This is a genomic window from Massilia polaris, from assembly GCF_012927275.1.
In the GTDB taxonomy this organism is placed as follows: Bacteria; Pseudomonadota; Gammaproteobacteria; order Burkholderiales; family Burkholderiaceae_D; genus Telluria_A; species Telluria_A polaris.
Window position 1 is genome coordinate 50,728 of the sequence record NZ_JABBGG010000008.1, and the last position, 23,049, is coordinate 73,776.

The window sequence follows — 23,049 nt, forward strand, 5'->3', positions numbered from 1 at the left end:
ATTTGTTCCTAACCTTAGTAGGCGATACCTACGCGGACGTGAAGCTTGTTCCTGCCGGAGATGTCGACAGCGCCCGGCCGCAGCACGTGGCCGTAGTCGAGCTGCACGTTCATGCTGGTTCCCATCGCAACGCGCAGGCCAAGGCCGGTGCCGGCGATGCTGGTGCTTCTCAGTTCGCCCGCCAGCGCCTTGTTGCGCTCGCCGTAGGCGGCGTCGTAGAACGCCACCGCGCGGCACTGCCAGCGGCTGCTAGTGCAGAAGTTCGGCGAATACAGTTCAAGGTTGGCGAAGGCGCCCGAGTCGGCCGACAGCGCCCGCTCCTCGAAGCCGCGCACCGATGCGTTACCGCCGGCGCCGAACTGCTCGCCCGATACCAGCGCGTCGTCCGTCCACTGGCCGTTGACCAGCACGCGAAGCTGCCAGTCCTGCGCCACCATGCGCGAGTACGCGCCCGAAATTCGCAGCATCGAATAGCTGTCGTCGGCGCCGGCGCGTGCGCGCTCGAAGTCGACGGGCCCGCCGCGGCTGCCGCCGCGGATGTTCTGAACCGCCGCTAGCGAGAAGCTCGCTTCCGCGGCGCCGTCCAGCGGCACGCTGCCTACCCAGGCCAGGCTGATGGGACGTACGGTGACGTCGTTGCCGAAATTCTGGCCGGCGAACAGCACGTCGTTCTTGTATGCCTTGATGTCGACACCGCCGACGATGCGATGATCGAGCGTGCCGCGGCGCGCCAGCACGTGGTTGTAGCGGGCGCCGTAAGTCGCGCCCTTGCCGCTGACGCCAAGGTCGAACAGGCCGGCGCTGACCAGGCCCGAATCGACGTTGGAGTAGCTGGCGAACAGGTCGAGCGAATCGCCCAGCGCGTACAACGGAATGTGGTAACCGAGGCCGTAAACGCTGACCTGGTTGGGATGTTCAACGGTGGTCGTGTACTGGAGGCTGCCCAGGTGGTCGCGCCCCCACAGGTTCGCGTGCTGCAGCACTACGCCTGCGTGGGTCTTGCCGGTCTGGCGGTTGCCGGAGTTATCGAGGTTGAGCATCGCGCGCCACGCTTTTTCGTCGACGACCTCGAGGCTGGCGTCGACCACGTCGTCGGCCTCGCCGCTGTGCAGCTGCAGGTTGATCTTGCGCGACGGATGTTCATTGGCCAGCTTCAGGTTGGCCGACACCTCATCGAGGTTGGGCGTGCGCCCGCTGGCCAGCGCCGGCATGCTGCGCCTGACGTTGGCTTCGCCGACGACCTTGTTCCCGCTGACCTTGATGCGTCCGATTTTCGGCTCGACCACATCCAGCCGCACAACGCCGCCGCCCAGTTCCTGCTCCGGCAGCTGCACTGTGACGACCTTGTAGCCGCGCGCGTGGAAGGCCGCTTCCAGCGCTTCGAGGGCGCGCTGGACGTCGCCGAAGTCGCGGTCCTTGCCCGCGAACGGCGCGACCGCCGCGTCGACTTCCGCAGCCGGCAGCAGGCTGTTGCCGCTGACGGCAAAGCGGCTGATCTCGAAACGGATGGGCGCTTCAGTCTCTTGCCCGGCTCCCCAGGCGGCGCTGACTGCGACAGCAAGCACGGAGCCTGCAAACAGGCGCGCAAATCGTAAACTCATGTATTGGCTCGACAAAAAGGTGGTGTAGCGGCACTTCTTCACCTTTGAGTCTATCGCCTTTATGTTGTATTGGAGAAAATATATGGCGCCATAGCCAGTGGAATATCTACCTCAAGTCACGATGTTGCTTGAGCACAACGTAATGATGGCATCGGCACTACTTTGTGTCGAAGTTGGTAACGCCATCCCAGTCCGCGCCGGGCGGGTTGAGTCGGAACTGCGCGATCCGGTCGAGGTAGAGCAGGTAGAGCGCGCGGCCGGGGTAGGCGGAAACCAGCGCTTCCATCGAAGCCTGCGCCACATCCCAGTCGCGCGCGCGCACCAGGGCCAGCGCCTGCTCCCACTCGGCCACTTCCTGCGCGGCGGCGGCATCGACCGCATCGCGCCGGCCGACCGGCTCGAAGATGGCCACCGGTTCGTTCTTGCCCTTCACCCGCACCCGGTCAAGCTCGCGGTACAGGAACTCCGGGGCCGCGTCGCGCGTCGCCGCGCCCACCGCGATACCCGCGCCGTACACCTTGGTGATGCCCTCCAGCCGCGCGGCGAGGTTGACCGCGTCGCCCATCACCGTATAGGCGCGCCGGATCTTCGAGCCCATGTCGCCGACGTGCATCAGGCCCGTGTTCACGCCGATACCTATCTGCAGCGGGGGCCAGCCTCGTGCCCGGAACTGTTCGTCGAGGCGGGCCGCGCTGGCCTGCATCAGCAGGGCCGTCGCGACCGCGCGGCTGGCGTGGTCGGCGAAGTGCACGGGCGCGCCCCAGAACGCCATCACCGCGTCGCCGATGTATTTGTCGAGCGTGCCGCGGTGGCTGTCGCGGATATCTTCCGACATCGCGGTCAGGTACAGGTTGATGTACTCGCGCAGCTCCTTCGGCGCCAGCCCTTCGGAGATCGTCGTGAAGCCGCGCACATCGACGAACATCACGCTCAGTTCGCGGCTGTCGCCGTCCATGTTGTATTTGCCCGGATCCTCCGCCATCTCGGCCACCAGCTCGGGCGCGACGTACTCGCCGAAGCGCGACACCAGCGCCTGCCCCTTGCGCACCTCGAAGAAGTAGCCCCATGCCACGTTGAGGACAAACAGCGCGAGGATCAAGAGGGTTATCGCGGCGCCGTTCAGCACGATGTCCTGCGACGCATACATCCAATAGTTGAACAGCGCCGCCGCAGCCAGCGCCGCGCCGGCCAGCACGATCGACTTGAGCGGCGACAGCACGGCCAGCCCGAAGGTCAGCGCCAGGCCGATGCCAAGCACCAGCAGGAATTCCACCGCCAGCGCATAGTCGGGGCGCGACTTGAAGCGGCCGTCGAGGATCGACTTGATCAGGTTGGCGTGCACTTCCACGCCGGGATATTCGGCATTGACCGGGGTGACGCGGATATCCTTCAGCCCCGGCGCGGTCGTGCCGACCAGGACGATGGCGCCTTTCAGGACCGCCGGGTCGGCCGCGCCGGTCAGCACGTCGACCGCCGGCACATAGCGGAACGCGCCGCCATCCGGCCCGCCTTTGCCGCGGAACTGCACCGTCGTCACCAGGCCATAGCCGACCGGGATCGCAATTGCGCGCTCCGGCGTGAACATCACGATCTCGTCGAGGCCGCCGTTTTCCAGTTCCGCCTCGGACAGCGTATCGGCCGTCTCCTCGAACTGCGGGAAGATCGCGCGCGCTTTCAGGTAGACGGCAGCGGTGGCCAGCGACAGCGAGGGGTAGTAGCCGTCGCCGATCCGCTGCAGCAGCGTGGACGAGCGGATCACGCCGTCGGCATCGGTCAGTGCGGTGAAGATGCCGGCGCCGCTGGCGGCCTGCTGCAGGCGTGCGATATTGCCCTCGTAGCCATCGGGTTGGTAAGCCGCCACCTCGCGCCCGTTCAGCTGGGCGACCGTAAATGCGGGCGCCGGCAGCATCCCCTTGGTGTGGCGCTCCGATACGCTGTACCCCAGCACCACCGGCTGCCCTGCCATCGCTTTGGCGAACAGGCCGTCGTAGTCCATGCGCGCTTCCAGCGCCGCCAGCTGCGTCTTCAGGCCCGGTACGTCCTTCAGCTCCTCGCGCGCCAGTTTCTCGAGCACCTTGTAGCCGGACGAATTGTCCGCCTCCGGGAACGAGATGTCGAAGCCGACCGCGCCCACCTTGTATTGTTTGGTCAGCCTGGTCACCAGGTCGGCCTGGATGTCGCGGCTCCACGGGAAGCGTCCAACCTGCGCCAGGCTTTTCTCGTCGATGTCGACAATGACGATGCGCGGATCGAGCACCGGCTTTTCGACGCGCATGCGCAGCCCGGACAGGAAGCCGTCGAGGCGTTCGACCGCGTCGCTGTCGAACAGCGCCCACACGTGCAGCACCGCCGCCAGGGTCAGCACCAGTCCCAGCGCCCAGCGTGCGCCGTACTTCTGCAGCTGCCTGCCGCGCGAACGGCTCATGGCGTGTATCCCGGGATGCTGGCGTCGTCGACCTCATCGATCTGCCGGTCGCGCCGCTGCGCGATTTGTGCGGGGTTTAGCTCATGCATGAATGTGAACAGCCTGGTGTGCGTTTCGGGATGCGTTGGACAGGAAAATAATTGCCAAAGTGTAACCTTGCAGTGTAACGCTAGCGCAAGCGGCTGTACATCGCGGCGCGAAATTTAGCGCGGGGGCGACCTAAAACGGCTATCATCGGTCTAAATTGCAACTATCTATGCGAGGCGCGTACGTGCCGGCGTGTTGCAGCCGACGGGACCGCCCGATCGGCGCTATTTTCGAGATCGAAACATATCGGTCGGTTCTGTCCGGGAGTCTTACATGAAATTCCGCTTTTGGGGGGTGCGCGGTTCGATACCGTCGCCGGGGCCGCGTACTGTCAGGTATGGTGGCAACACGACGTGCATCGAAGTCTGCACCGACGACGGCACGCTGATCATCCTCGACGGCGGCACCGGCCTGTTCGCGCTCGCCCAGAACCTGCTCACGCGGCTGCCGGTCCAGGCCAACATCTTCATCACGCACAGCCACTGGGACCACATCCACGGCCTGCCCTTCTTCGCGCCGCTGTTCATCCGCGGTAACCGCGTGCGCCTGCACGGCGCGGTCGACCCGGTCACCGGCAACGGCATCGAGCACGTGATGGGCGTGCAGCTCCAGAACAGCTACTTCCCGGTCAGCGAAACCCAGATGGATGCGACCATCGAATACCGCACCCTCACGGCCGGCATGCCGATCGGCGTGGGCGACGCAGTGGTCGCCAACGTGGTGATGAACCACCCGGTCACCAACCTGGGCTACCGCATCACCTGCAATGGCAAGTCGGTGTTCTTCACCGGCGACCATGAACCGTTCTATAACGACTATCCCGAAGGCGACCCGCGCCACGCCCCGCACCAGGCCTGGATGGATCAGCGCCAGCGCCAGATCGACCTGGCGATGGAAGATGTGGACGCCCTGATCATGGACTGTTCGTACACCATCCACGAATACCCCGCCAAGCGCGGCTGGGGCCACGGCACCTTCGACGCCGCGCTGGCTACCGCCAAGCGGGTCGGCGCGCGCACGCTCTACTGCACCCACCACGAACCGACCCGCGGCGACGACGAGCTGGAAGCGGCGTTCGCCGACGCGCTGGCGCGCCACGCGCCGCTGCCGCAGGGCCTGAAGGTGGTCCTTGCCTACGAGGGCCTCGAAGTCGAGGTATGCGCCAGGGAGGCAGTGGTATGAACGCCGGCGCCCCGGGGCCAGAGAACGACACCGGGCGCCGCCTCGAGTTTTTCCGCAAGCTGCAGGCGGTGACGACCAAGATCCACGCCACCGGCAACCTCGATGAAATCATGCTCCACCTGGGCATGGAGTTCTGCGACCTGTTCGACTGCGACCGCTTCACGCTGTACGTGACCACGCCCGAGAAGGACCACATCGTCTCGAAGGTCAAGACCGGCCTCACCTCCTTTCGCGATGTGCGCCTATCGATCTCGCCGAGCAGCATCGCCGGCTTCGTCGCCCAGACCCGCCGGACGGTCAATATCACCGACGTCTACGACGAGGCTGAGCTCAGGCAGCTGTCGCCCGAATTGCGCTTCCAGGGCGGCGTCGACCAGCGCACCGGCTACCGCTCGCGCGAAATGCTGGCCGCGCCGCTGGTCGGCGCCGACACCCCCGAACTGCTGGGCGTGGTCCAGTTCATCAACAACCGCAGCAAGGGACCGTTTTCCGACATCTGCATCGAAGGCGTCCACAAGCTGGCCGAAACGCTGTCGGTCGCATTGGACAAGCGCATGCAGCCCGCGCCGGCCGTCCACGGCAAATACGACGGGCTGGTGGCCGATGGCGTGCTGTCGGCGTCCGACCTCGACCTGGCCACGCGCAGTGCGCGCACCCGCGAAATCGCGCTCGAAGATATCCTGGTCGATGAATACCACGTCAAGCCGGCCGCCATCGGCGCGGCGCTGTCGAGCTACTTCAAGGTGCCGTACGAGCCATACCGCGCCGACCGGATCAAGCCGGTCGACCTGCTGCGCAACCTGAAGGTCCAGTACATCGAGGAGAACCACTGGCTGCCGCTGGAAGACGGCAAGGATGGCCTGGTGGTGCTGGCCACCGATCCCGAGCGGATCAACGACAGCCGCATCGTCAGCCAGATCTTCCCCAAAGCGAAGGTCGTGTTCCGCGTCACCACCGAGCTTGAGTTCAGCAAGACCGTGGCGCAGTTCGTCGGCAGCGGCGCCACCGCCGAAGGCGACAGCGTCGGCGAACTGCTGTCGGGCCTCGAGAGCGACGACGAGGACGGCGAGACCCCGCAGGAAGTGTCCGAGGCGGTCGAGAATGAGCTGGTCCGGCTGGTCAACAAGGTGATCATCGACGCCTACCGCCAGGGCGTATCGGACATCCACATCGAACCGCTGCCCGGCAAGGGCAAGACCGGCATCCGCTTCCGCAAGGACGGCACGCTGGTGCCGTACATCGAGATCCCGGCCAGCTACCGCAGCGCGCTGGTGGCGCGCGTGAAGATCATGTGCGACCTCGATATCTCCGAGCGCCGCAGACCGCAGGACGGCAAGATCAAGTTCAAGAAGTACGGACCGCTCGACATCGAACTGCGCGTGGCGACGATTCCGTCCACTGGCGGCGTCGAGGACATCGTGATGCGCATCCTGGCGGCGGGCGAACCTATCCCGCTCGACAAGCTGGGGGTCCTGCCGTTCAACCTCGACCGGCTGCGCGGCGCCATCGAAAAGCCGTACGGGCTGTTCTTCGTCTGTGGGCCGACCGGCTCCGGCAAGACTACCACCCTGCACTCGGTGCTGAGCTACCTGAACACGCCCGACACCAAGATCTGGACTGTCGAAGACCCGGTCGAGATCACCCAGAAGGGCCTGCGCCAGGTGCAGGTAAACCGCAAGGCCGGACTCGATTTCGCGACCGTGATGCGGGCCTTCCTGCGCGCCGACCCGGACATCATCATGGTCGGCGAGATGCGCGACAAGGAAACCGTCGCGATGGGCATCGAAGCTTCGCTCACCGGGCACCTGGTGTTTGCGACCCTGCACACCAACAGCGCGCCGGAATCGATCGTGCGCCTGCTCGACATGGGCATGGACCCGTTCAACTTCGCCGACGCCCTGCTCGGCATCCTTGCGCAGCGCCTCGCCAAGCGCCTGTGCGGCTCGTGCAAGCAGCCCTACCATCCGGACGACGCCGAAATGCAGCTGCTGCTGACCGAGTTCACGGCGGAGCTGATGAACACCGCAACGTTCGTGCGCGACCCTGCCGGCGCGCGCGCGCAGGTGCTGGACGGATGGAAGCGGCGCTACGCCGATAACGCCGGCCAGTTCACGCTATACCGGCCGCTCGGCTGCGCCGAGTGCAACAACGGCTACCGCGGCCGGGTCGGACTGCACGAGCTGATGCTCGGCACCGACCGGGTCAAGCAGCTGCTGCAGGAGCACAGCCGGGTGGCCCAGCTGCTCACCGCCGCGCTGGAAGACGGCATGCTGACCTTGAAGATGGACGGCGTCGAAAAGGTGCTGCTCGGCCTGACCGACATGAAGATGGTGCGCCAGGTCTGTATAAAATAAACGGCCAAAAAAAACCGCCCAATTGGGCGGTTTTTCGTTTGCATCCGAACATGCTTACATGATCTTGGTGCCGATCCACCACGCCACCGCAGCCATGAAGGCCGACGCCGGGATCGTGAAGACCCATGCCCAGACGATGTTGCCAGCCACGCCCCAGCGCACCGCCGACATCTTCTGCGATGCGCCCACGCCGACGATTGCGCCGGTGATGGTGTGGGTGGTCGAAACCGGGACGCCCCAGAAGCTCGACATCAGCAAGGTGATCGCGCCGCCGGTTTCAGCGCAGAAGCCGCCGACCGGTTTGAGCTTGGTGATCTTCTGGCCCATGGTCTTGACGATGCGCCAGCCGCCGAACAGGGTGCCAAAGCTGATCGCCGCGTAGCACGCAATGATCGCCCACTTCGGCGGCTCGGTTGCGTCCATCGCGAGGTTGCCCGACGCGATCAGCAGCATCCAGATGATGCCGAGCGTCTTTTGCGCGTCGTTGCCGCCGTGGCCAAGGCTGTACGCCGCGGCCGAAGCCAGCTGCAGGCGGCGGAACCAGGTGTCGACCTTGCGCGGCGTCGATTTGACGAACAGCCACGACACGATCAGCATGATGATCGACCCGAGCGCGAAGCCGAGCAGCGGCGCCACCACGATGAAGATCACCGTCTTGATCAGGCCGCCGGCGATCAGCGCGCCCGTGCCCGCCTTGGCGACTGCGGCGCCTACCAGGCCGCCGATCAGCGCGTGCGAGGACGACGATGGGATGCCGTAGTACCAGGTGATCAGGTTCCAGACGATGGCCCCGACCAGGGCCCCGAAGATGACGTAGTGGTCGACCACCATCGGATCGATGGTGCCCTTGCCGATCGCGCTGGCGACCTTCAGGCCGACCACGAAAATGGCGACGAAGTTGAAGAAGGCCGCCATGGCGACCGCGGTCTGCGGCTTCAGGACGCCGGTCGACACGACGGTGGCGATTGCATTCGCCGCGTCGTGGAAGCCGTTCATGAAGTCGAACACCAGCGCGAGCGCGATCAACATGCCAAGCACGTAAATGCTGATTTCTACATTACTCATGTTTTTTCTTTTCTCGGACGTTGACGCGTCTTATGCGTTTTCGACGATGATGCCTTCGATGATGTTGGCCACGTCTTCGCAACGGTCGGTCACGGTCTCGAGGATTTCGTAGATAGCCTTCATCTTGATCAGGTTGCGCACGTCCGGCTCGTCGCGGAACAGCTTCGACATTGCGGCGCGCATCACGTGGTCGGCGTCCGACTCGAGGCGGTCGATCTCTTCGCAGATGGCGACGATCTTGTGCGAGTTGTCCATGTTGTGCAGCAGTCCGACGGCCGCCTGGACCCGTTCGCAGCATGCCAGGCACAGTTCGGCCAGGCGCTTGGCTTCCGGCGTGACCGCCTTCAGGTCGTACAGCGACACGGTCTGGGCCGCGTCTTCCATCAGGTCGAGGATGTCGTCCATGCGGGTGATCAGCTTGTGGATGTCGTCGCGGTCGATCGGCGTGATGAAGGTCTTGTGCAGCATGTCGACCGTGGCGTAAGTGACCTTGTCGGCTTCCTTCTCGATGCCTTCAATCGCGTGGGTACGCATTTCAAGGTCGTCGAAGTTGGTCATCAGGCCAACCATTTCGTGGGCGCCCTTCACGCACAGTGCGGCGTGCTGGTTGAACAGGTCAAAGAACTTGCCCTCGGTGGGCATTAAACGTCCGAACATACATTTCTCCGTTAAATCGTAGATGCTTCTCATGATGCCGCTGCGGCCGGCGGCTTGTGATGTTTTAGTCGCCCTGGTAGAGGGCGAGGTTTCCGCTGTAATTGCCAAACTTGGTGTACTGTCCGATCCAGGTCAGGCGCACCGCGCCGATCGGACCGTTACGCTGCTTGCCGATGATGATCTCCGCGGTGCCCTTGTCGGGCGAGTCCGGGTTGTAGACCTCATCGCGATACAGGAAGATGATGACGTCCGCATCCTGCTCGATCGCGCCCGATTCGCGCAGGTCGGACATGACGGGACGCTTGTTGGGGCGCTGTTCCAGCGACCGGTTCAGCTGCGACAGTGCGATCACCGGGCAGTGCAGCTCTTTGGCCAGGCCCTTCAGGCTTCGCGAAATCTCCGAGATCTCGGAGGCGCGGTTGTCGCCCTGGGTGGAGCCGGACATCAGCTGCAGGTAGTCGACGATGATCAGGCCAAGCTTGCCGCACTGGCGCGACAGGCGGCGAGCGCGCGCGCGCATTTCGATCGGGTTCAGCGCCGGCGTCTCGTCGATGTAGAGCTGGGCGTCGTTCATTTTCTGGATCGCATGCGTCAGGCGCGGCCAGTCCTCGTCGTTCAGGCGGCCAGTACGCAGGCGGTGCTGGTCGAGCTGGCCGACCGAGCCAAGCATACGCATGGCCAGCTGGGTGCCGCCCATCTCCATCGAGAAGATCGCCACCGGCAGCCCGGCTTCGATCGCGACGTTCTCGCCGATGTTGACCGAGAACGCGGTCTTGCCCATCGATGGACGGCCGGCGACGATCACCAGGTCGCCCGGCTGCAGGCCGGAGGTCATGCGGTCAAGGTCGATGAAGCCGGTCGGCACGCCGGTGATCTCGCTCTGGTTGTCACGGCTGTACAACTCGTCGATGCGCTCCACCACCTGGGTCAGCAGCGGCTGCACCGGCACCCAGCCGGCGGCGCCGCGCGAGCCCTGCTCGGCAATCGCGAAAATCTTCGATTCGGCTTCGTCGAGCATCTGCTTGACTTCCTTGCCCTGCGGGTTGAACGCCTGGCCCTGGATTTCGTCGGCCACGGTGATCAGCTTGCGCAGGATGCCGCGGTCGCGCACGATCTCGGCGTAGCGGCGGATGTTGGCTGCCGACGGCGTGTTCTGCGCCATCGCATTCAGGTACTGCAGGCCGCCCACTTCCTCGGCCTTGCCGATGGTGCTCAAAGCTTCGAATACGGTGATGACGTCGGCCGGCCGCGAGCCGTTGATCAGCTTGACAACCTGCTCGAAGATGATGCGGTGGTCGTAACGGTAGAAGTCATCCGCATGCATCATGTCCGCAATGCGGTCGAACGCAGCGTTATCGCGCAGCAAGCCCCCAATGACGGATTGCTCTGCTTCGATCGAGTGCGGCGGGATACGGAGGGATTCTAGTTGCGGATCGGAAGGGACATTCATGGCGCGCATTATACCTTTTTCGCATAAACAGGCTGCAAGAAATGGCTGGGTTCAGGCGATAAAAAAGCCGGGCAAGCCCGGCTTTTTGTGTGCTAGGAAAGGCTCTCGCCCCTCCTGCCGCTTAATATTGCTTAGGCAGCTTCGCCAACAACAGCGATCGTGATTTCAACCACCACGTCGGTGTGCAGCTGGACCGCTACCGGGTGTTCGCCAGTGGTCTTCAGCGGGCCGGTAGGCAGGCGCACTTGCGACTTTTCTACAGCGAAACCTTGCTTGGTCAGCGCTTCAGCGATGTCGAAGTTGGTGACCGAACCGAACAGACGGCCATCGACGCCCGCTTTTTGCGAGATCGAGATGGTCATGCCGCTCAGCTTGTCGCCTTGAGCCTGGGAAGCGGCCAGCTTTGCAGCTGCTGCTTTTTCCAGTTCGGCGCGCTTGACTTCGAATTCAGCAACCGCTGCTGCGGTAGCGCGGCGAGCCATACGTTGCGGGATCAGGAAGTTACGTGCGTAACCGTCTTTAACTTTGACCACGTCGCCCAGGTTGCCGACGTTAACAACTTTTTCTAACAGAATGATTTGCATAGTTCTCTCCAGTTATTCTGCCAGCGATTAAGCGTGGTGCAGATCGGTGTATGGCAGCAGCGCGAGGTAGCGGGCGCGCTTGATGGCGGTGTCCACCTGGCGCTGGTAATGCGCCTTGGTGCCGGTCAGGCGTGCTGGCATGATCTTGCCGTTTTCCTGGACGAAGTCTTTCAGCGTGTCGACGTCTTTGTAGTCGACCTGTTCAACGTTTGCTGCGGTGAAGCGGCAGAATTTCTTACGCTTGAACAGTGGATTTTGCTGTTTGCGCTTTTCTTTAAGCTTTGCTTTGTTCTTGTCGAATTTTTTACCGAATGCCATTTGAGGCTCCTGTATCTAAAATGTGCTCCGCTTAGGCGGCGGCACTAAAATCAATGATGTGAAACACCAGGCTTTTGCTGTTGCGGTTCTTCTTGGCGAGGAAACCTGTGAACTGGTGGACAGCACCTAATTCGGCCTGGCTGAATCGGCCTGAAATTTCGCCAGCGGCCAGCGCGGCAATTTCAAACTCGACCAGCCTGGCTACCCCTGCTTCCATCTGCTGCGAACTGTGCAGCAAGGTGGCGGACACGATCGGCACGCCAGCCGGGGTATAGCGCAATACGTCGCGCTCGCAAATCTGGGCTACTACCTGAAGCTGATTCACCTACGGGCAATCAAGTTCGCGTTCACGTTTCCGTGCAAAGAATTAAGCCGCTACGGCAGGGGCTGCTGCAGGAGCTGCGGCTGGTGCCGGGGCTTCTGCGCGGTGGCTCTTGGCTGCGTCTTCACGTTGTACCGACTTCATCATCGGCGACGGCGCGGTTTCAGCCTTCTTCATCTTAACGGTGAGGTGACGCAGCACGGCATCATTGAATTTGAACGCGGTTTCGAGTTCCACGAGGGTCTCGTTGTCGCATTCGATGTTCAGGCAGATGTAGTGCGCTTTTGGCAGCTTCTGGATCGAGTAAGCCATCTGGCGACGGCCCCAGTCTTCGACGCGATGAATGTTACCGCCGCGTGCGGTGACGCTGGCCTTGTAACGTTCGATCATCGCCGGGACTTGCTCGCTTTGGTCCGGGTGGACGATAAAAACGATTTCATAATGACGCATGCATAACTCCTTAAGGACGTTTAAACAAGTGCCCACCTCGGCGTCAAGACGAGTGTGGGAAGGGAATAGCCGGCTATTATAAACCGGGAATGATGGTTCGGGCAATCCCCTTGTTGCGGGGCGCGGGACAACTCAGGGCACGAAGTCGTCGTCAAGCACCTCGGCCGGGGAATAGGGATTCGAAACGGGGAATGCCGCAGCCGGTAACCCGGTCTCGCTCACCGCCCGCTTGACCGCGGGAGCGTAGCAGCCGGCCAACACCTCAGGCACCAAGTGCCTCAGGCTCGGACTCTTCTCGAACAGGCCATCAAGCTGATCGCGCTGCTCGGCGATGGTGCCAAGCCAGCTACGGGATTTGCGGGTGGCCTGAAATTGGCATTTAAGGAGATGGATCAACAGGACGACGAGACGGTTACGCAACTCCCTGCGGTCGTTTGCCACGAGACTCTCCAGTTCTTCGATCAGGTGTTCGACGTCTAGCTCTTGAAAGCTTCGCGCGCGAAGCAGCCCAATCTGATGTCCAGCCCAGACGGCGAAATCCGTGTCGACATCCGGCATCTCGTCCACCGAGGCCGGCAATTTAAGGTCATTCATGACTCCTCCCGATCCTTTAGAACGCATTTTGCGGCGAAAGTTCAACTTTTGCTTGCATTAGGCGAAATACTGTACAAAAATACAGGCTGATTATCCACCCAGCACCCGACAGCCATGCTAAAGCTCACTCCCCGGCAAGAACAAATCCTGAACCTCATCAGGGACGCGATCGAAAACACGGGTTTCCCTCCGACCCGCGCCGAGATCGCCAACGAACTTGGCTTCAAGTCCGCCAACGCGGCCGAGGAACACCTGCAGGCGCTGGCGCGCAAGGGCGCCATCGAAATTTCGCCGGGCACCTCGCGCGGCATCCGCCTGGTCGGCGCCAGCGTCGAAGCCATGCCGGCCGTCCCGGCCGCGCTGATGATGGCGCTGCCGCTGGTCGGGCGCGTCGCCGCGGGCTCGCCGATCCTGGCGCAGGAACATGTCGAGGCGACCTACAACGTCGACCCGGCCATGTTCTCGGCCAGGCCTGACTTCCTGCTGAAAGTGCGCGGCGAGTCGATGCGCGACGCCGGCATCATGGACGGCGACCTGCTGGCGGTAAAAAAGGTTGAAAGCGCGAAGAACGGCCAGATCGTCGTGGCGCGCCTCGGACAGGAAGTGACGGTCAAGCGCTACAAGAAAACCGGCGACCTGATCGAGCTGTTCCCGGAAAATCCGGACTTCAAGGTCATCCGCGTCGATCCGTCCGAGGACGATTTTGCGCTCGAAGGCCTGGCGGTCGGCCTGATGCGCACCTGGCACTAAGGGAATCCATTCCCGTCCATTGCGGCGGGAATGGCGAACACGGGCCCGCTTCAGCGGGGCTTTGCCGACTTCACCATCTGGTTATGCTCGGTGACATATTTATCGGTGGCGTCGCGCCACACGGCAAAGTCGGCCAGCACCATTTTCGATGACACCCGCGCCTCTTCGGCAAGGTTCACCTGCACCTGCGCCAGGTGTTTGGCGGCCTGCTCGTTCTCGTCCCTGGTGAGCAGGTCGGCGATGTCTTTCGGGATCAATTTCGTCAGCGGCGACGAATCGTTCAGGTTCTGCACGAAGCCGTTGTAGCACTCCTGCCATGCCGCCATCCTGGCGCCGACCACGTCAATTTCATCGTTCTGCTTCGACAGCGCCGGGATGCGCGGCGCGCTGCAGCGGAATTTACCTGACTTCAGTTCGGTTCCGTCGTACTTCGAGGTCCAGTATTCGATGTCCGCGCGGCGCGTTTCGCGCCGCTTCATCATCTCCAGCGCCGCGATGGCGGTCTTGTTGCCCTTGGCCGCCGATTTCCTGAACCACGTTTCGGCCTTTTCCAGGTCGACCGCGCCAGCCTCGCCATACAGGTGCATTTCGCCCAGGTGCAGCTGCGCCTCGGCGTTGCCGGCATTGGCGAGTTTGGTGTAGGCCTGGATCGCCTGCGGGTAAGACTTCTTGGCGAACAGGGCGTTGGCGTCGGCGATCGGGTCCGCATAAGCGGCGCCGCATACCAGGAGGGAGAGGACGAACAGGTATTTCTTCATTGGCGCGCTTGGATGGTCGTAGATGAGTCCAGATCATAACTGGAATTTCCACAACCATCCATCGCGACGGCCGCTTTAACGGCGGGTTGGCGGCGGTGGCGGCGGTGACGGCGGATTGGCGACGGCCTGGCGCCCCCCGCGCTGATGCATGTCCAGCTCAAGTTGCGCTTTCTGCATATCGTTGCGCACGCCCGCTTGCTTGTTGGCCTCGGCGACGTAGGCCACGGTCGCCTTCTCCCACACCCCGTGCTTCCCCATCAACTCGCCTGCGGCGGCCTGCGCGCTGTCCGAGACGCCGCCATATACTCGGTCCAGGTGGATGCGGGCCTGCTCGAATTCCGCTTCGCTCATCAGATCGAGGATGTCGGCGGGAATGCGCTTACCGGGCGGCATTGCGTCGGCCAGGTTGGCGATGAAGCCGTTGTAGCAGGCCACCCAGGCATTGAACGCAGTGTTGGTGGCCGCGATTTCGGCGTTGTCCTTCGAGACCTCGGGAATGGCCGGGCGATCGCAGCTGTATTTGCCGGAGGTGAGGTCGGCGCCATCGTATTTGGAGGTCCACCACGCAATATCGGCGCTGCGCTCGGTGCGGCGCGCGGTCCGCGCCATGGCCGTTTTCGCATCGGCGATGCCCGCGGCAGCCGCTTGCGCAAACAGGGCGTCGCCCTTGGCGCGGTCCACCGGCACGCCCTGGCCGTACCAGACCATCTCGCCAAGCCGGAAGCGCGCCTCGGCATTGCCGGCGTCGGCCAGTTTGCTGAACAACTGCAAAGCCTGCGGATACGACTTTGCCACCAACGCCTTGTTGGCATCAGCCAGGTCGTCCGCGAAGGCGGCACCTGAAACGGAGAGGGCAACAGCGAGTACGAGCGCGCGCATGATCGGTCTCACGAAAAGTTGAAAACCCGATCATACACCGCGTTTTGCGACATGGAACATGACCTAACAAAAATATTAGGTTGGCAAGTATTTACAGCGCACCCTTGAAGTCCGCCAGCAGGTCGGCGGTGTCCTCGATGCCGACCGACACCCGGATCAGCGACTCGGCGATGCCCATGCTGGCGCGGCGCTCGGCGCCCATCTCGAAGAAGATCGTATGCGCGACCGGGATCACCAGCGTGCGCGTGTCGCCCAGGTTGCTGGCGGAGACGGCGATCGTCATCCGGTTCAGGTAATCGAAGCAATCGATGCCCTCTTTCAGCTCGAAGCTGAACAGCGACCCATAGGACTTGAACAGTTCCGTGGAGATGCCGTGCTGCGGATGCGATGCCAGGCCCGGATAGTAGACGGCGGCGACGCGCTCGTCCGCTTCCAGCATGCGGGCCAGCGCCAGCGCGTTGGCGCAGGTGCGCTCCATGCGCAGCGCCAGCGTCTCGGCGCCGACCGCGATGTGGTGGGCCGCTTCCGGTCCCAGCGACGCGCCGAAGTCGCGCAGCGCTTTCGCGCGCAACTGCGCCAGGCCCCACTGCGCCGGCGCCGCGCGCTGGTAGCTGGCGGCGATGTTCGGGTACTTGTTCCAGTCGTAAGCGCCGGTGTCGGTCAGGCTGCCGCCCAATGCGTTGCCGTGGCCGCCGATCGACTTGGTCAGCGAGTTCACCACCAGGCCCGCGCCCACCGCCTTCGGACGGAACAGGTAAGGCGTGGTCATCGTGTTGTCGACCACGTACAGGATGCCGCGCTCTTCGCACAGCTTGCCGATGCGGGCCAGGTCGGCCACCTGGGTGCGCGGGTTGGCGATGGTCTCGACGAACACCACGCGGGTAGCAGGCGTCAGCGCCGCTTCGATGTTGGCTACGTCCGTCGCATCGACGAAATCGACCGCCACGCCCTGCCCTGCGACGGTCTGCCACAGGCTGTTGGTATTCCCGAACAAGAAGGACGACGACACCACATGGTCGCCCTCGCGCAGCAGCGCCTGGAACACCGCGCCGATGGCGCCCATGCCGGTGGCGAAGCAGATCGTGCCGACGCCATCCTCCATGCGGGTGATCTTGTCTTCCAGCGCCGAGATGGTCGGATTGCCCTGGCGGCCATAGCGGAAGCCCGGCTCCTTGCCCTGGAAGACGGACGCCAGCTGGCGTGCGTCGTTGTAAGCGAAGGTGACCGAGGTGTGCACCGGCTTGTGCAGCGATCCGTGCTCGATCCCCTTGCGGCGGTCGTTGTGCAGGATGGTGGTGGTGAAGCCGTAGTTCTTCTTGTCGCTCATGGTGGACGAGGTGAAACCCGGCGGCGCGGGGCCGCCGGGGTGCGACGCGATTACTCGCTGGCCGCGAGGTTCAGGTTCAGGCGCGTGCGGGCTGCATCTTCCTCGACAGCGGCCTTCGGATTATGGCGCGCGAATTCGAGGCGGTCGAGGTACTCCGGCGTCACATCGCCGGTGACGTAGACACCGTCGAAGCACGAAGCCTCGAAGTTCTGCAGCGCCGGATTGACGTCCGAGATCGAACGCTTGAGCGCATCGACATCCTGGTACACCAGCGCATCGGCGGTAATCTCGCGGCAGATCTCCTCGGTGCTGCGGCCGTAGGCGATCAGTTCGTCGCGGGTCGGCATGTCGATGCCGTACACGTTCGGGAACAGCACCGGAGGCGCGGCCGAGGCGAAGTACACGTTGCGGGCGCCCGCTTCGCGCGCCATCTGCACGATTTCGCGGCTGGTGGTGCCGCGCACGATCGAGTCGTCCACCAGCAGCACGTTCTTGCCCTTGAATTCGGCGGTGATCGCGTTGAGCTTCTGGCGCACCGACTTGCGGCGAATCGCCTGTCCCGGCATCAGGAAGGTACGGCCAATGTAGCGGTTCTTGATGAAGCCTTCACGGTACTCGACGCCGAGTTTCAGCGCCAGCTGGATGGCGGCCGGGCGCGAGGAATCGGGAATCGGCATCACGACGTCGATGTCGCCAGCCTTGAACTGGCCGCGCACCTTGTCGGCCAGGTATTCGCCCATCTTCAGGCGAGTGGCGTAGACCGAGGCGCCGTCGATGATCGAGTCCGGACGCGCGAGGTACACGTATTCGAACGCGCACGGGTTGAGCGACGGATTGTCCGCGCACTGGCGCTCGTGCAGCTTGCCGTCCATGTCGATGAACATTGCTTCGCCCGGCGCAACGTCGCGCAGGAAGCGGAAGCCCATGCCTTCGAGCGCGACCGATTCGCTGGCCACCAGGTACTCGGTGCCGTTGTCGGTTTCGTTGATGCCGATGCACAGCGGACGAATGCCGTACGGGTCGCGGAACGCCAGCAGGCCGTGGCCCGCGATCTGGGCGACCACGGCGTAGGCGCCGCGCACGCGGCGGTGCACCGCCGCGACCGCCTTGAACACGGAATCGGGATCGAGCGCCAGGCCGGTGGTGCTTTCCTGGATCTCGTGGGCCAGCACGTTCAGCAGCACTTCCGAATCGGAGTCGGTGTTGATGTGGCGGCGGTCATTGCGGAACATCTCGGACTTGAGCTGCTCCTGGTTGGTCAGGTTGCCGTTATGCGCCAGCGTGATGCCGAACGGCGCGTTGACGTAGAACGGCTGCGCTTCCTCTTCGCTCGACGAGCCGGCGGTCGGGTAGCGGCAATGGCCGATACCGGAATTGCCCTGCAGCGAACGCATGTTGCGAGTACGGAAAACGTCACGCACGAGGCCGTTGGCCTTGTGCATGGAGAACATGCTGCTGTGATTGGTTGCGATGCCCGCCGCATCCTGGCCGCGGTGCTGCAACAGCAGCAATGCGTCATACAACAGCTGGTTGACGGGATTATTCGAGACGACGCCGACGATGCCACACATGGTGCGCTCCTAAGACTGGTACTGCTGGATTTTAAAAATTTTCAAAACTTTACGTACTGTGCAAGTGTGCCTGGCAGGAAAGGCTTGACGGTGCGCGCGCCGGTCTCGACCATCGGACTCAGCAGCGCTTCCTTCCAGAAAGCCTGTTGGGGAATGGAAGTCATCCCACACAATATGACCCCGGCCAACACAATCACAATACCCCGCGCCAGGCCGAACAGGCCGCCGAGGCCGCGGTCGGCGATGGTCAGGCCGCCGGCCTTGACCAGTGCGTCGACCGCCAGCGTGAACAGGCCCATCAGGATGCGCACGCCGAGGAACAGCGCCACGAACGCCACCATCAGGCGCACGGCTTCTCCGGGGATCATCGAGGGCAGCATCGGCGCCAGCTGGGCGCCGTAGGCGTTGGCGACTACAAAGGCGGTCACCCAGCTGACCAGCGACAGGATTTCCTTCACCAGGCCGCGCATGGTGCTGATGACAATCGAGGCGACCAGCACAAACAATACTAAATAATCAAAAAGCGTCACGCCGCGCGGCTTCCGTTATCGCTACCAGCGCGCATCAGGCCGGAACCACGCTGCCGCCGAGGCCAAGCTTGCCCAGCCTGGCGCGGGTCTTGTCGGCGTCTTCCTTGCTGGAGGGGCCGACGCGCACGCGAATCAGCTCGCCCTCTTTGGTCTTCACCTTCTCGGTGAACGAACTGATGCCCTCGGCGCGCAGCTTGGCGCGCAGCTCGTCGACCTTCTCCTGGCTGGCCAGCGACGCGACCTGCACCACGAACTTCTGGCCGGCGGCGCCCACCGGCTTGTCTTCGAGGATGGCGATCGCGCGGGCGGCATCGGCCGGGCGCTCGGCCTTCACGGCAGGCTTTTCTTCGATCTTTTTGGCGACGGCCTTTTCAACCGGCTTCGCCGCAGGCATCAGTTTTTCTTCCGCCGGCTTGTCTTCCTTCGGCAGCATCTTCATGTCAGGCCTGGCCGGGGCCACCTCGACCCGCGCCACGTCGCGCTGGACCGGCGCCGCGGGCGCGTCGACGATCTCCTCGCGCGCGTCGAGGGTATCGGCGGCAGGCACCGGCGCTTCGGCTAGCAGCGCGGCCGGGCGGTCTTTCGACGGGATGCGGATATCGATATCGGACGACAGCGGCTTCGGCTCGGCGTCGAGCAGCATTGGAAGCCCGACGGCGACGGCCAGCGCCAGCGCGATCGCGCCAACCAGGCGGCGGCGTGCGCGCTTTTTCTCCGGAAGGATAGGATCGGCGCCCGCTTTCGCGCGCGCGCGCCGTGGCGCTGGCGCGCCGGCGTTTGACGCGCGCTTGGAACGCGCTTCCGCCGAGACGGCATCGTCCGGGGAGGTATAAAAACCACTATCTTCTGCAGTGGTCTCTTGCTTGTTTTTACTGGAATTCGAGAACAAGCCCATGCGATTATTTGCCAGTGATTGAGGTTTTTCGGGCTGCCATCACGCCGGCGACGGTGTAAAAGGAGCCAAAGACCACAATTCTATCATTCTCCCCGGCCCGGCTCATCGCATTTGCAAACGCCTGGGCCGGATCGGCGAAGGCGCTGACCGAATATTCGCCCTCTTTGGCGTCGGCCGGCCGCAAGGCGGCGAGTTTTTCAGCCAGTTTTCCGGACGAGGCCGAGCGCGGCGACGGCAAGTCCGCCACGCACCAGTGGTCGACATATTCGGCCATCGGTGCGATGACGCCGTCGATGTCCTTGTCTTCCATGACGCCGAACACCGCATAGGTAAATGGGTGGAAGCCCATGTTGCCGAGGTTCTGGCCGAGCGCCGCCGCGGCGTGCGGGTTGTGGGCGACGTCGAGGATCACGGTCGGGCGGCCCGGCAGCACCTGGAAGCGGCCCGGCAGTTCGACCAGCACCAGCCCGGTGCGCACTTCCTGCGCGCCGACCGGCAGTTCGAGGCGCAGCACTTCCAGCGCCGCCAGCGCGGCCGACGCGTTGAGCAGCTGGTTGGCGCCGCGCAGGCTCGGATAACCGAGCGAATTGCGGCGCTGGCTGCGGCCGCCGAAGTTCCACTGCTGCTTGTCGCCCGAGTAGTTGAAGTCGCGGCCCAGCAGCCACAGGTCGGCGCCGATCTCCGCGGCGTGGGCGACCAGCGACGCCGGCGCTACCGGGTCGCTGCAGATCGCCGCTTTACCCGGCCGGAAGATACCGGCTTTTTCGAAACCGATTTTCTCGCGCGTGTCGCCAAGGTAGTCGGTATGGTCGATGTCGACCGAGGTCACGATCGCCACGTCGGCGTCGATGACGTTGACCGCATCGAGGCGGCCGCCGAGGCCGACTTCAAGGATCGCGACATCGAGCCCTGCCCCGGCCAGCAGATGCATGATGGCCAGCGTGGTGAACTCGAAATACGTCAGCGCGACGTCGCCGCGCTGCGCCTCGACGGCGTTGAAGCTGGCCACCAGCATCGCGTCGGTCGCCAGCTCGCCGCCAATCCGGGCGCGCTCGTTAAAGTCGAGGAAGTGCGGCTTGATGTACAGGCCGACCTTGTAACCGGCGCGCAGCAGGATCGATTCCAGCATGGCGCAGGTCGAGCCCTTGCCGTTGGTGCCGGCGACCATGATCACCGGGCAGTCGAACTTCAGCCCCATGCGCTCCTTGACCGCGCGTACCCGGTCGAGGCCCATGTCGATGTGGACTTCAGCGTGGCGCGACTCGAGCAGCGCGAGCCAGGCAGGCAATGTGGTCGGGAGGTTTGGCATGGAATGTACTTCGGTGGCGGCGCGCGCGCGGGAAACGCGCGCGGCCTGATGGAACGATGTTTATTCTGCGATGACTTCGACCGCCTGGCCCTGCAGCAGTGCGAGCAGGTGGGCGATCTCTTCACGCATCTTGCGGCGGTCGACGATCATGTCGACGGCGCCTTTGGTGACCAGGAACTCGGCGCGCTGGAAGCCTTCAGGCAGCTTCTCGCGCACGGTGTTCTCGATCACGCGCGGGCCGGCGAAGCCGATCAGCGCTTTCGGCTCGGCGATCACGACGTCGCCCATGAAGGCGAACGACGCGGACACGCCGCCCATGGTCGGGTCGGTCAGCACGCTGATGAACGGCAGCTTTTTTTCCGACAGCTTGGTCAGCATCGAGGTGGTTTTCGCCATCTGCATCAGCGACAGCAGGCCTTCCTGCATGCGCGCGCCGCCAGTGGCGGTGATGCAGATGAACGGCACTTTCTGCTCCAGCGCCATCTGGGCGCCGCGCACGAAACGCTCGCCGACCACGGAGCCCATCGAGCCGCCCATGAATTCGAATTCGAAGCAGGCCACGACAACCGGCAGGCTCATGATCGAGCCGCCAAGGACGATCAGCGCATCGGTCTCGCCGGTCGCTTCCATCGCCGCTTTCAGGCGGTCAGGGTATTTCTTGCTGTCTTTAAACTTGAGCGTATCGACCGGCAGGGTTTCCTGGCCGATTTCATAGCGGCCGCCTTCGTCGAGCAGCGAATCGAGGCGCGCGCGGGCGCGGATGCGCATGTGGTGGCTGCACTTCGGGCAAACATGCAGGTTCGATTCCAGGTCGGTGCGGTAGAGAACCGCTTCGCACGACGGACACTTCACCCAGAGGCCTTCCGGCATGGTTTTACGCGCAGCGGCATCGGAGCGCTGGATCCGTGGGGGCAGCAGTTTTTCTAACCAACTCATATGTTCTCCTCGTACAGCGTTCTACAGTGGTCGATAGTTTAGCCGGTAAGGCGGTGCTTGTCGAACATTCCGGCCTGATGGTTGCCATACCGCCATTGTTTCGGGGCTCGCTCAAGTGTTCGACCGAGCAATAGCTTGCAAGTTCAATAATTCGCAGGCGTCAGCGAAATTGCTGTCAGGATTTGCTGTCGAGGGCGGCCCGGATGCCCGACACGAACGACTGCACCGCTTCCACGGCTTGGTCCTTCGGCGTGTTCTCCAGCTCCTGGATGATGCGGCTGCCGATGACGACCGCATCGGCCACCTTGGCCACCGCTTTCGCCGTGGCCGCGTCGCGGATGCCGAAGCCGACGCCGATCGGCAGCTTGACGTGCTCGCGGATCGCCGCCACGCGGCGCGCGACGTCGGCGGTGTCGATGGTGCCGGCGCCGGTCACGCCCTTGAGCGAAACGTAGTAACTGAAGCCGCTGCCTACCCGCGCCACCTGCGCGATGCGCTCGGGCGTCGAGGTCGGCGCCAGCAGGAAGATCAGGTCAAGCGCGTTGGCGCGCATCGCGGCCGCGAACTCTTCGCATTCTTCCGGCGGGTAGTCGACCACGATGGCGCCGTCCGCCCCCGCGTCTTTCGATGCGCGGATGAAGGCATCGGGGCCGATCCGCTCAATCGGATTGGCGTACCCCATCAACACCACCGGCGTGTGCTGGTTGGTCTGGCGGAATTCGCGCACGTAGTTGAAGACGTCGCCGAGGCCGATGTTGAACTTGAGTGCACGCTCGCAGGCGCGCTGGATCACCGGGCCTTCGGCCATCGGGTCGGAAAACGGGACGCCCAGTTCGAGCACGTCGGCGCCGCCCGCGACCAGTGCGTGCATCAGCGGCACCGTCATCTCGGGACCCGGATCGCCGGCCGTGATGAAGGTGACCAGGCCGGTCTTGTTTTGCGCCGCAAGCGCGGCAAAGGTTGGTGCGATTCTGGACATGTGCTTGTTCTTTCGTGATTTCTTGG

Annotated in this window: 22 protein-coding genes; 3 read left to right on the forward strand and 19 right to left on the reverse strand. The window is 63.6% G+C overall.

Going from position 1 to position 23,049, the window contains the following annotated elements; translation table 11 throughout:
• Positions 1-14: 14 nt before the first annotated feature.
• Both HHL21_RS14855 and HHL21_RS14860 read right to left on the reverse strand, forming a co-directional pair.
• The gene (locus HHL21_RS14855) at positions 15-1,601 is read right to left on the reverse strand and encodes a ShlB/FhaC/HecB family hemolysin secretion/activation protein (protein WP_169467216.1); all 1,587 of its coding nucleotides are present in this window, start codon (positions 1,599-1,601) and stop codon (positions 15-17) included.
• A gap of 157 nt (positions 1,602-1,758) precedes the next feature.
• Positions 1,759-4,026 (reverse strand): CHASE2 domain-containing protein, encoded by a 2,268-nt coding sequence (locus HHL21_RS14860; RefSeq protein WP_169467218.1) that lies wholly within the window; start codon positions 4,024-4,026, stop codon positions 1,759-1,761.
• A 360-nt stretch (positions 4,027-4,386) separates the two neighbouring features.
• Between HHL21_RS14860 and HHL21_RS14865 the strand changes: the two genes are divergently transcribed.
• On the forward strand, positions 4,387-5,295 hold the full coding sequence (locus tag HHL21_RS14865) for an MBL fold metallo-hydrolase (RefSeq protein ID WP_169467220.1): 909 nt from the start codon (positions 4,387-4,389) through the stop codon (positions 5,293-5,295).
• Complete coding sequence (locus tag HHL21_RS14870; RefSeq protein WP_169467222.1) at positions 5,292-7,649, forward strand: GspE/PulE family protein; 2,358 nt, start codon at positions 5,292-5,294, stop codon at positions 7,647-7,649. Before HHL21_RS14865 ends, HHL21_RS14870 begins: the two co-directional genes overlap by 4 nt.
• A gap of 54 nt (positions 7,650-7,703) precedes the next feature.
• On the opposite strand, the gene HHL21_RS14875 is transcribed toward HHL21_RS14870, so the two are convergent.
• The 8 genes from HHL21_RS14875 to HHL21_RS14910 all read right to left on the reverse strand — a co-directional run bounded on the left by HHL21_RS14875 (position 7,704) and on the right by HHL21_RS14910 (position 13,089).
• Positions 7,704-8,714 carry an inorganic phosphate transporter gene (locus tag HHL21_RS14875; RefSeq protein ID WP_169467224.1) on the reverse strand — a complete coding sequence of 337 codons (1,011 nt, stop codon included), beginning with the start codon at positions 8,712-8,714 and terminating at the stop codon, positions 7,704-7,706.
• Between the two features lie 30 nt (positions 8,715-8,744).
• Entirely contained in the window at positions 8,745-9,371 is a 627-nt protein-coding gene (locus HHL21_RS14880) for a DUF47 domain-containing protein (protein WP_169467226.1), read from the reverse strand.
• Positions 9,372-9,435: 64 nt separating this feature from the next.
• Positions 9,436-10,821 (reverse strand): replicative DNA helicase, encoded by a 1,386-nt coding sequence (locus tag HHL21_RS14885; protein WP_169467228.1) that lies wholly within the window; start codon positions 10,819-10,821, stop codon positions 9,436-9,438.
• 131 nt (positions 10,822-10,952) lie between these two features.
• Positions 10,953-11,405 (reverse strand): 50S ribosomal protein L9, encoded by a 453-nt coding sequence (gene rplI / locus HHL21_RS14890; protein WP_169467231.1) that lies wholly within the window; start codon positions 11,403-11,405, stop codon positions 10,953-10,955.
• Between the two features lie 27 nt (positions 11,406-11,432).
• Positions 11,433-11,723: a 30S ribosomal protein S18 gene (gene rpsR, locus HHL21_RS14895; protein WP_119812411.1), complete on the reverse strand. Its 291-nt coding sequence runs from the start codon at positions 11,721-11,723 to the stop codon at positions 11,433-11,435.
• A 31-nt stretch (positions 11,724-11,754) separates the two neighbouring features.
• Positions 11,755-12,048 (reverse strand): primosomal replication protein N, encoded by a 294-nt coding sequence (priB, locus tag HHL21_RS14900; protein ID WP_169467233.1) that lies wholly within the window; start codon positions 12,046-12,048, stop codon positions 11,755-11,757.
• A gap of 42 nt (positions 12,049-12,090) precedes the next feature.
• On the reverse strand, positions 12,091-12,495 hold the full coding sequence (gene rpsF / locus HHL21_RS14905; RefSeq protein WP_169467236.1) for a 30S ribosomal protein S6: 405 nt from the start codon (positions 12,493-12,495) through the stop codon (positions 12,091-12,093).
• 132 nt (positions 12,496-12,627) lie between these two features.
• Positions 12,628-13,089 carry a DUF29 domain-containing protein gene (locus HHL21_RS14910; protein ID WP_229496460.1) on the reverse strand — a complete coding sequence of 154 codons (462 nt, stop codon included), beginning with the start codon at positions 13,087-13,089 and terminating at the stop codon, positions 12,628-12,630.
• 114 nt (positions 13,090-13,203) lie between these two features.
• Here HHL21_RS14910 and lexA point away from each other — a divergent pair, with 114 nt between their 5' ends.
• Positions 13,204-13,839: a transcriptional repressor LexA gene (gene lexA / locus HHL21_RS14915; protein WP_169467238.1), complete on the forward strand. Its 636-nt coding sequence runs from the start codon at positions 13,204-13,206 to the stop codon at positions 13,837-13,839.
• A gap of 50 nt (positions 13,840-13,889) precedes the next feature.
• On the opposite strand, the gene HHL21_RS14920 is transcribed toward lexA, so the two are convergent.
• The 9 genes from HHL21_RS14920 to trpA all read right to left on the reverse strand — a co-directional run bounded on the left by HHL21_RS14920 (position 13,890) and on the right by trpA (position 23,023).
• Complete coding sequence (locus HHL21_RS14920) at positions 13,890-14,597, reverse strand: tetratricopeptide repeat protein (RefSeq protein WP_169467240.1); 708 nt, start codon at positions 14,595-14,597, stop codon at positions 13,890-13,892.
• Positions 14,598-14,672: 75 nt separating this feature from the next.
• Positions 14,673-15,476, reverse strand: coding sequence for a sel1 repeat family protein (locus HHL21_RS14925; protein ID WP_169467242.1), 804 nt, complete (start codon positions 15,474-15,476; stop codon positions 14,673-14,675).
• Between the two features lie 91 nt (positions 15,477-15,567).
• The gene (locus tag HHL21_RS14930) at positions 15,568-16,803 is read right to left on the reverse strand and encodes a cystathionine gamma-synthase family protein (RefSeq protein WP_169467244.1); all 1,236 of its coding nucleotides are present in this window, start codon (positions 16,801-16,803) and stop codon (positions 15,568-15,570) included.
• Between the two features lie 50 nt (positions 16,804-16,853).
• Positions 16,854-18,374 carry an amidophosphoribosyltransferase gene (purF, locus tag HHL21_RS14935; protein ID WP_169467246.1) on the reverse strand — a complete coding sequence of 507 codons (1,521 nt, stop codon included), beginning with the start codon at positions 18,372-18,374 and terminating at the stop codon, positions 16,854-16,856.
• Between the two features lie 41 nt (positions 18,375-18,415).
• The gene (locus tag HHL21_RS14940; RefSeq protein ID WP_169467249.1) at positions 18,416-18,904 is read right to left on the reverse strand and encodes a CvpA family protein; all 489 of its coding nucleotides are present in this window, start codon (positions 18,902-18,904) and stop codon (positions 18,416-18,418) included.
• A 34-nt stretch (positions 18,905-18,938) separates the two neighbouring features.
• Positions 18,939-19,799 (reverse strand): SPOR domain-containing protein, encoded by an 861-nt coding sequence (locus tag HHL21_RS14945; protein ID WP_169467251.1) that lies wholly within the window; start codon positions 19,797-19,799, stop codon positions 18,939-18,941.
• 4 nt (positions 19,800-19,803) lie between these two features.
• The gene (folC, locus tag HHL21_RS14950) at positions 19,804-21,108 is read right to left on the reverse strand and encodes a bifunctional tetrahydrofolate synthase/dihydrofolate synthase (protein ID WP_169467253.1); all 1,305 of its coding nucleotides are present in this window, start codon (positions 21,106-21,108) and stop codon (positions 19,804-19,806) included.
• Between the two features lie 60 nt (positions 21,109-21,168).
• Entirely contained in the window at positions 21,169-22,044 is an 876-nt protein-coding gene (gene accD, locus HHL21_RS14955; protein WP_169467256.1) for an acetyl-CoA carboxylase, carboxyltransferase subunit beta, read from the reverse strand.
• A gap of 175 nt (positions 22,045-22,219) precedes the next feature.
• Positions 22,220-23,023, reverse strand: a complete 804-nt coding sequence (gene trpA, locus HHL21_RS14960) for a tryptophan synthase subunit alpha (RefSeq protein WP_169467258.1) — start codon at positions 23,021-23,023, stop codon at positions 22,220-22,222.
• Positions 23,024-23,049 lie beyond the last annotated feature (26 nt).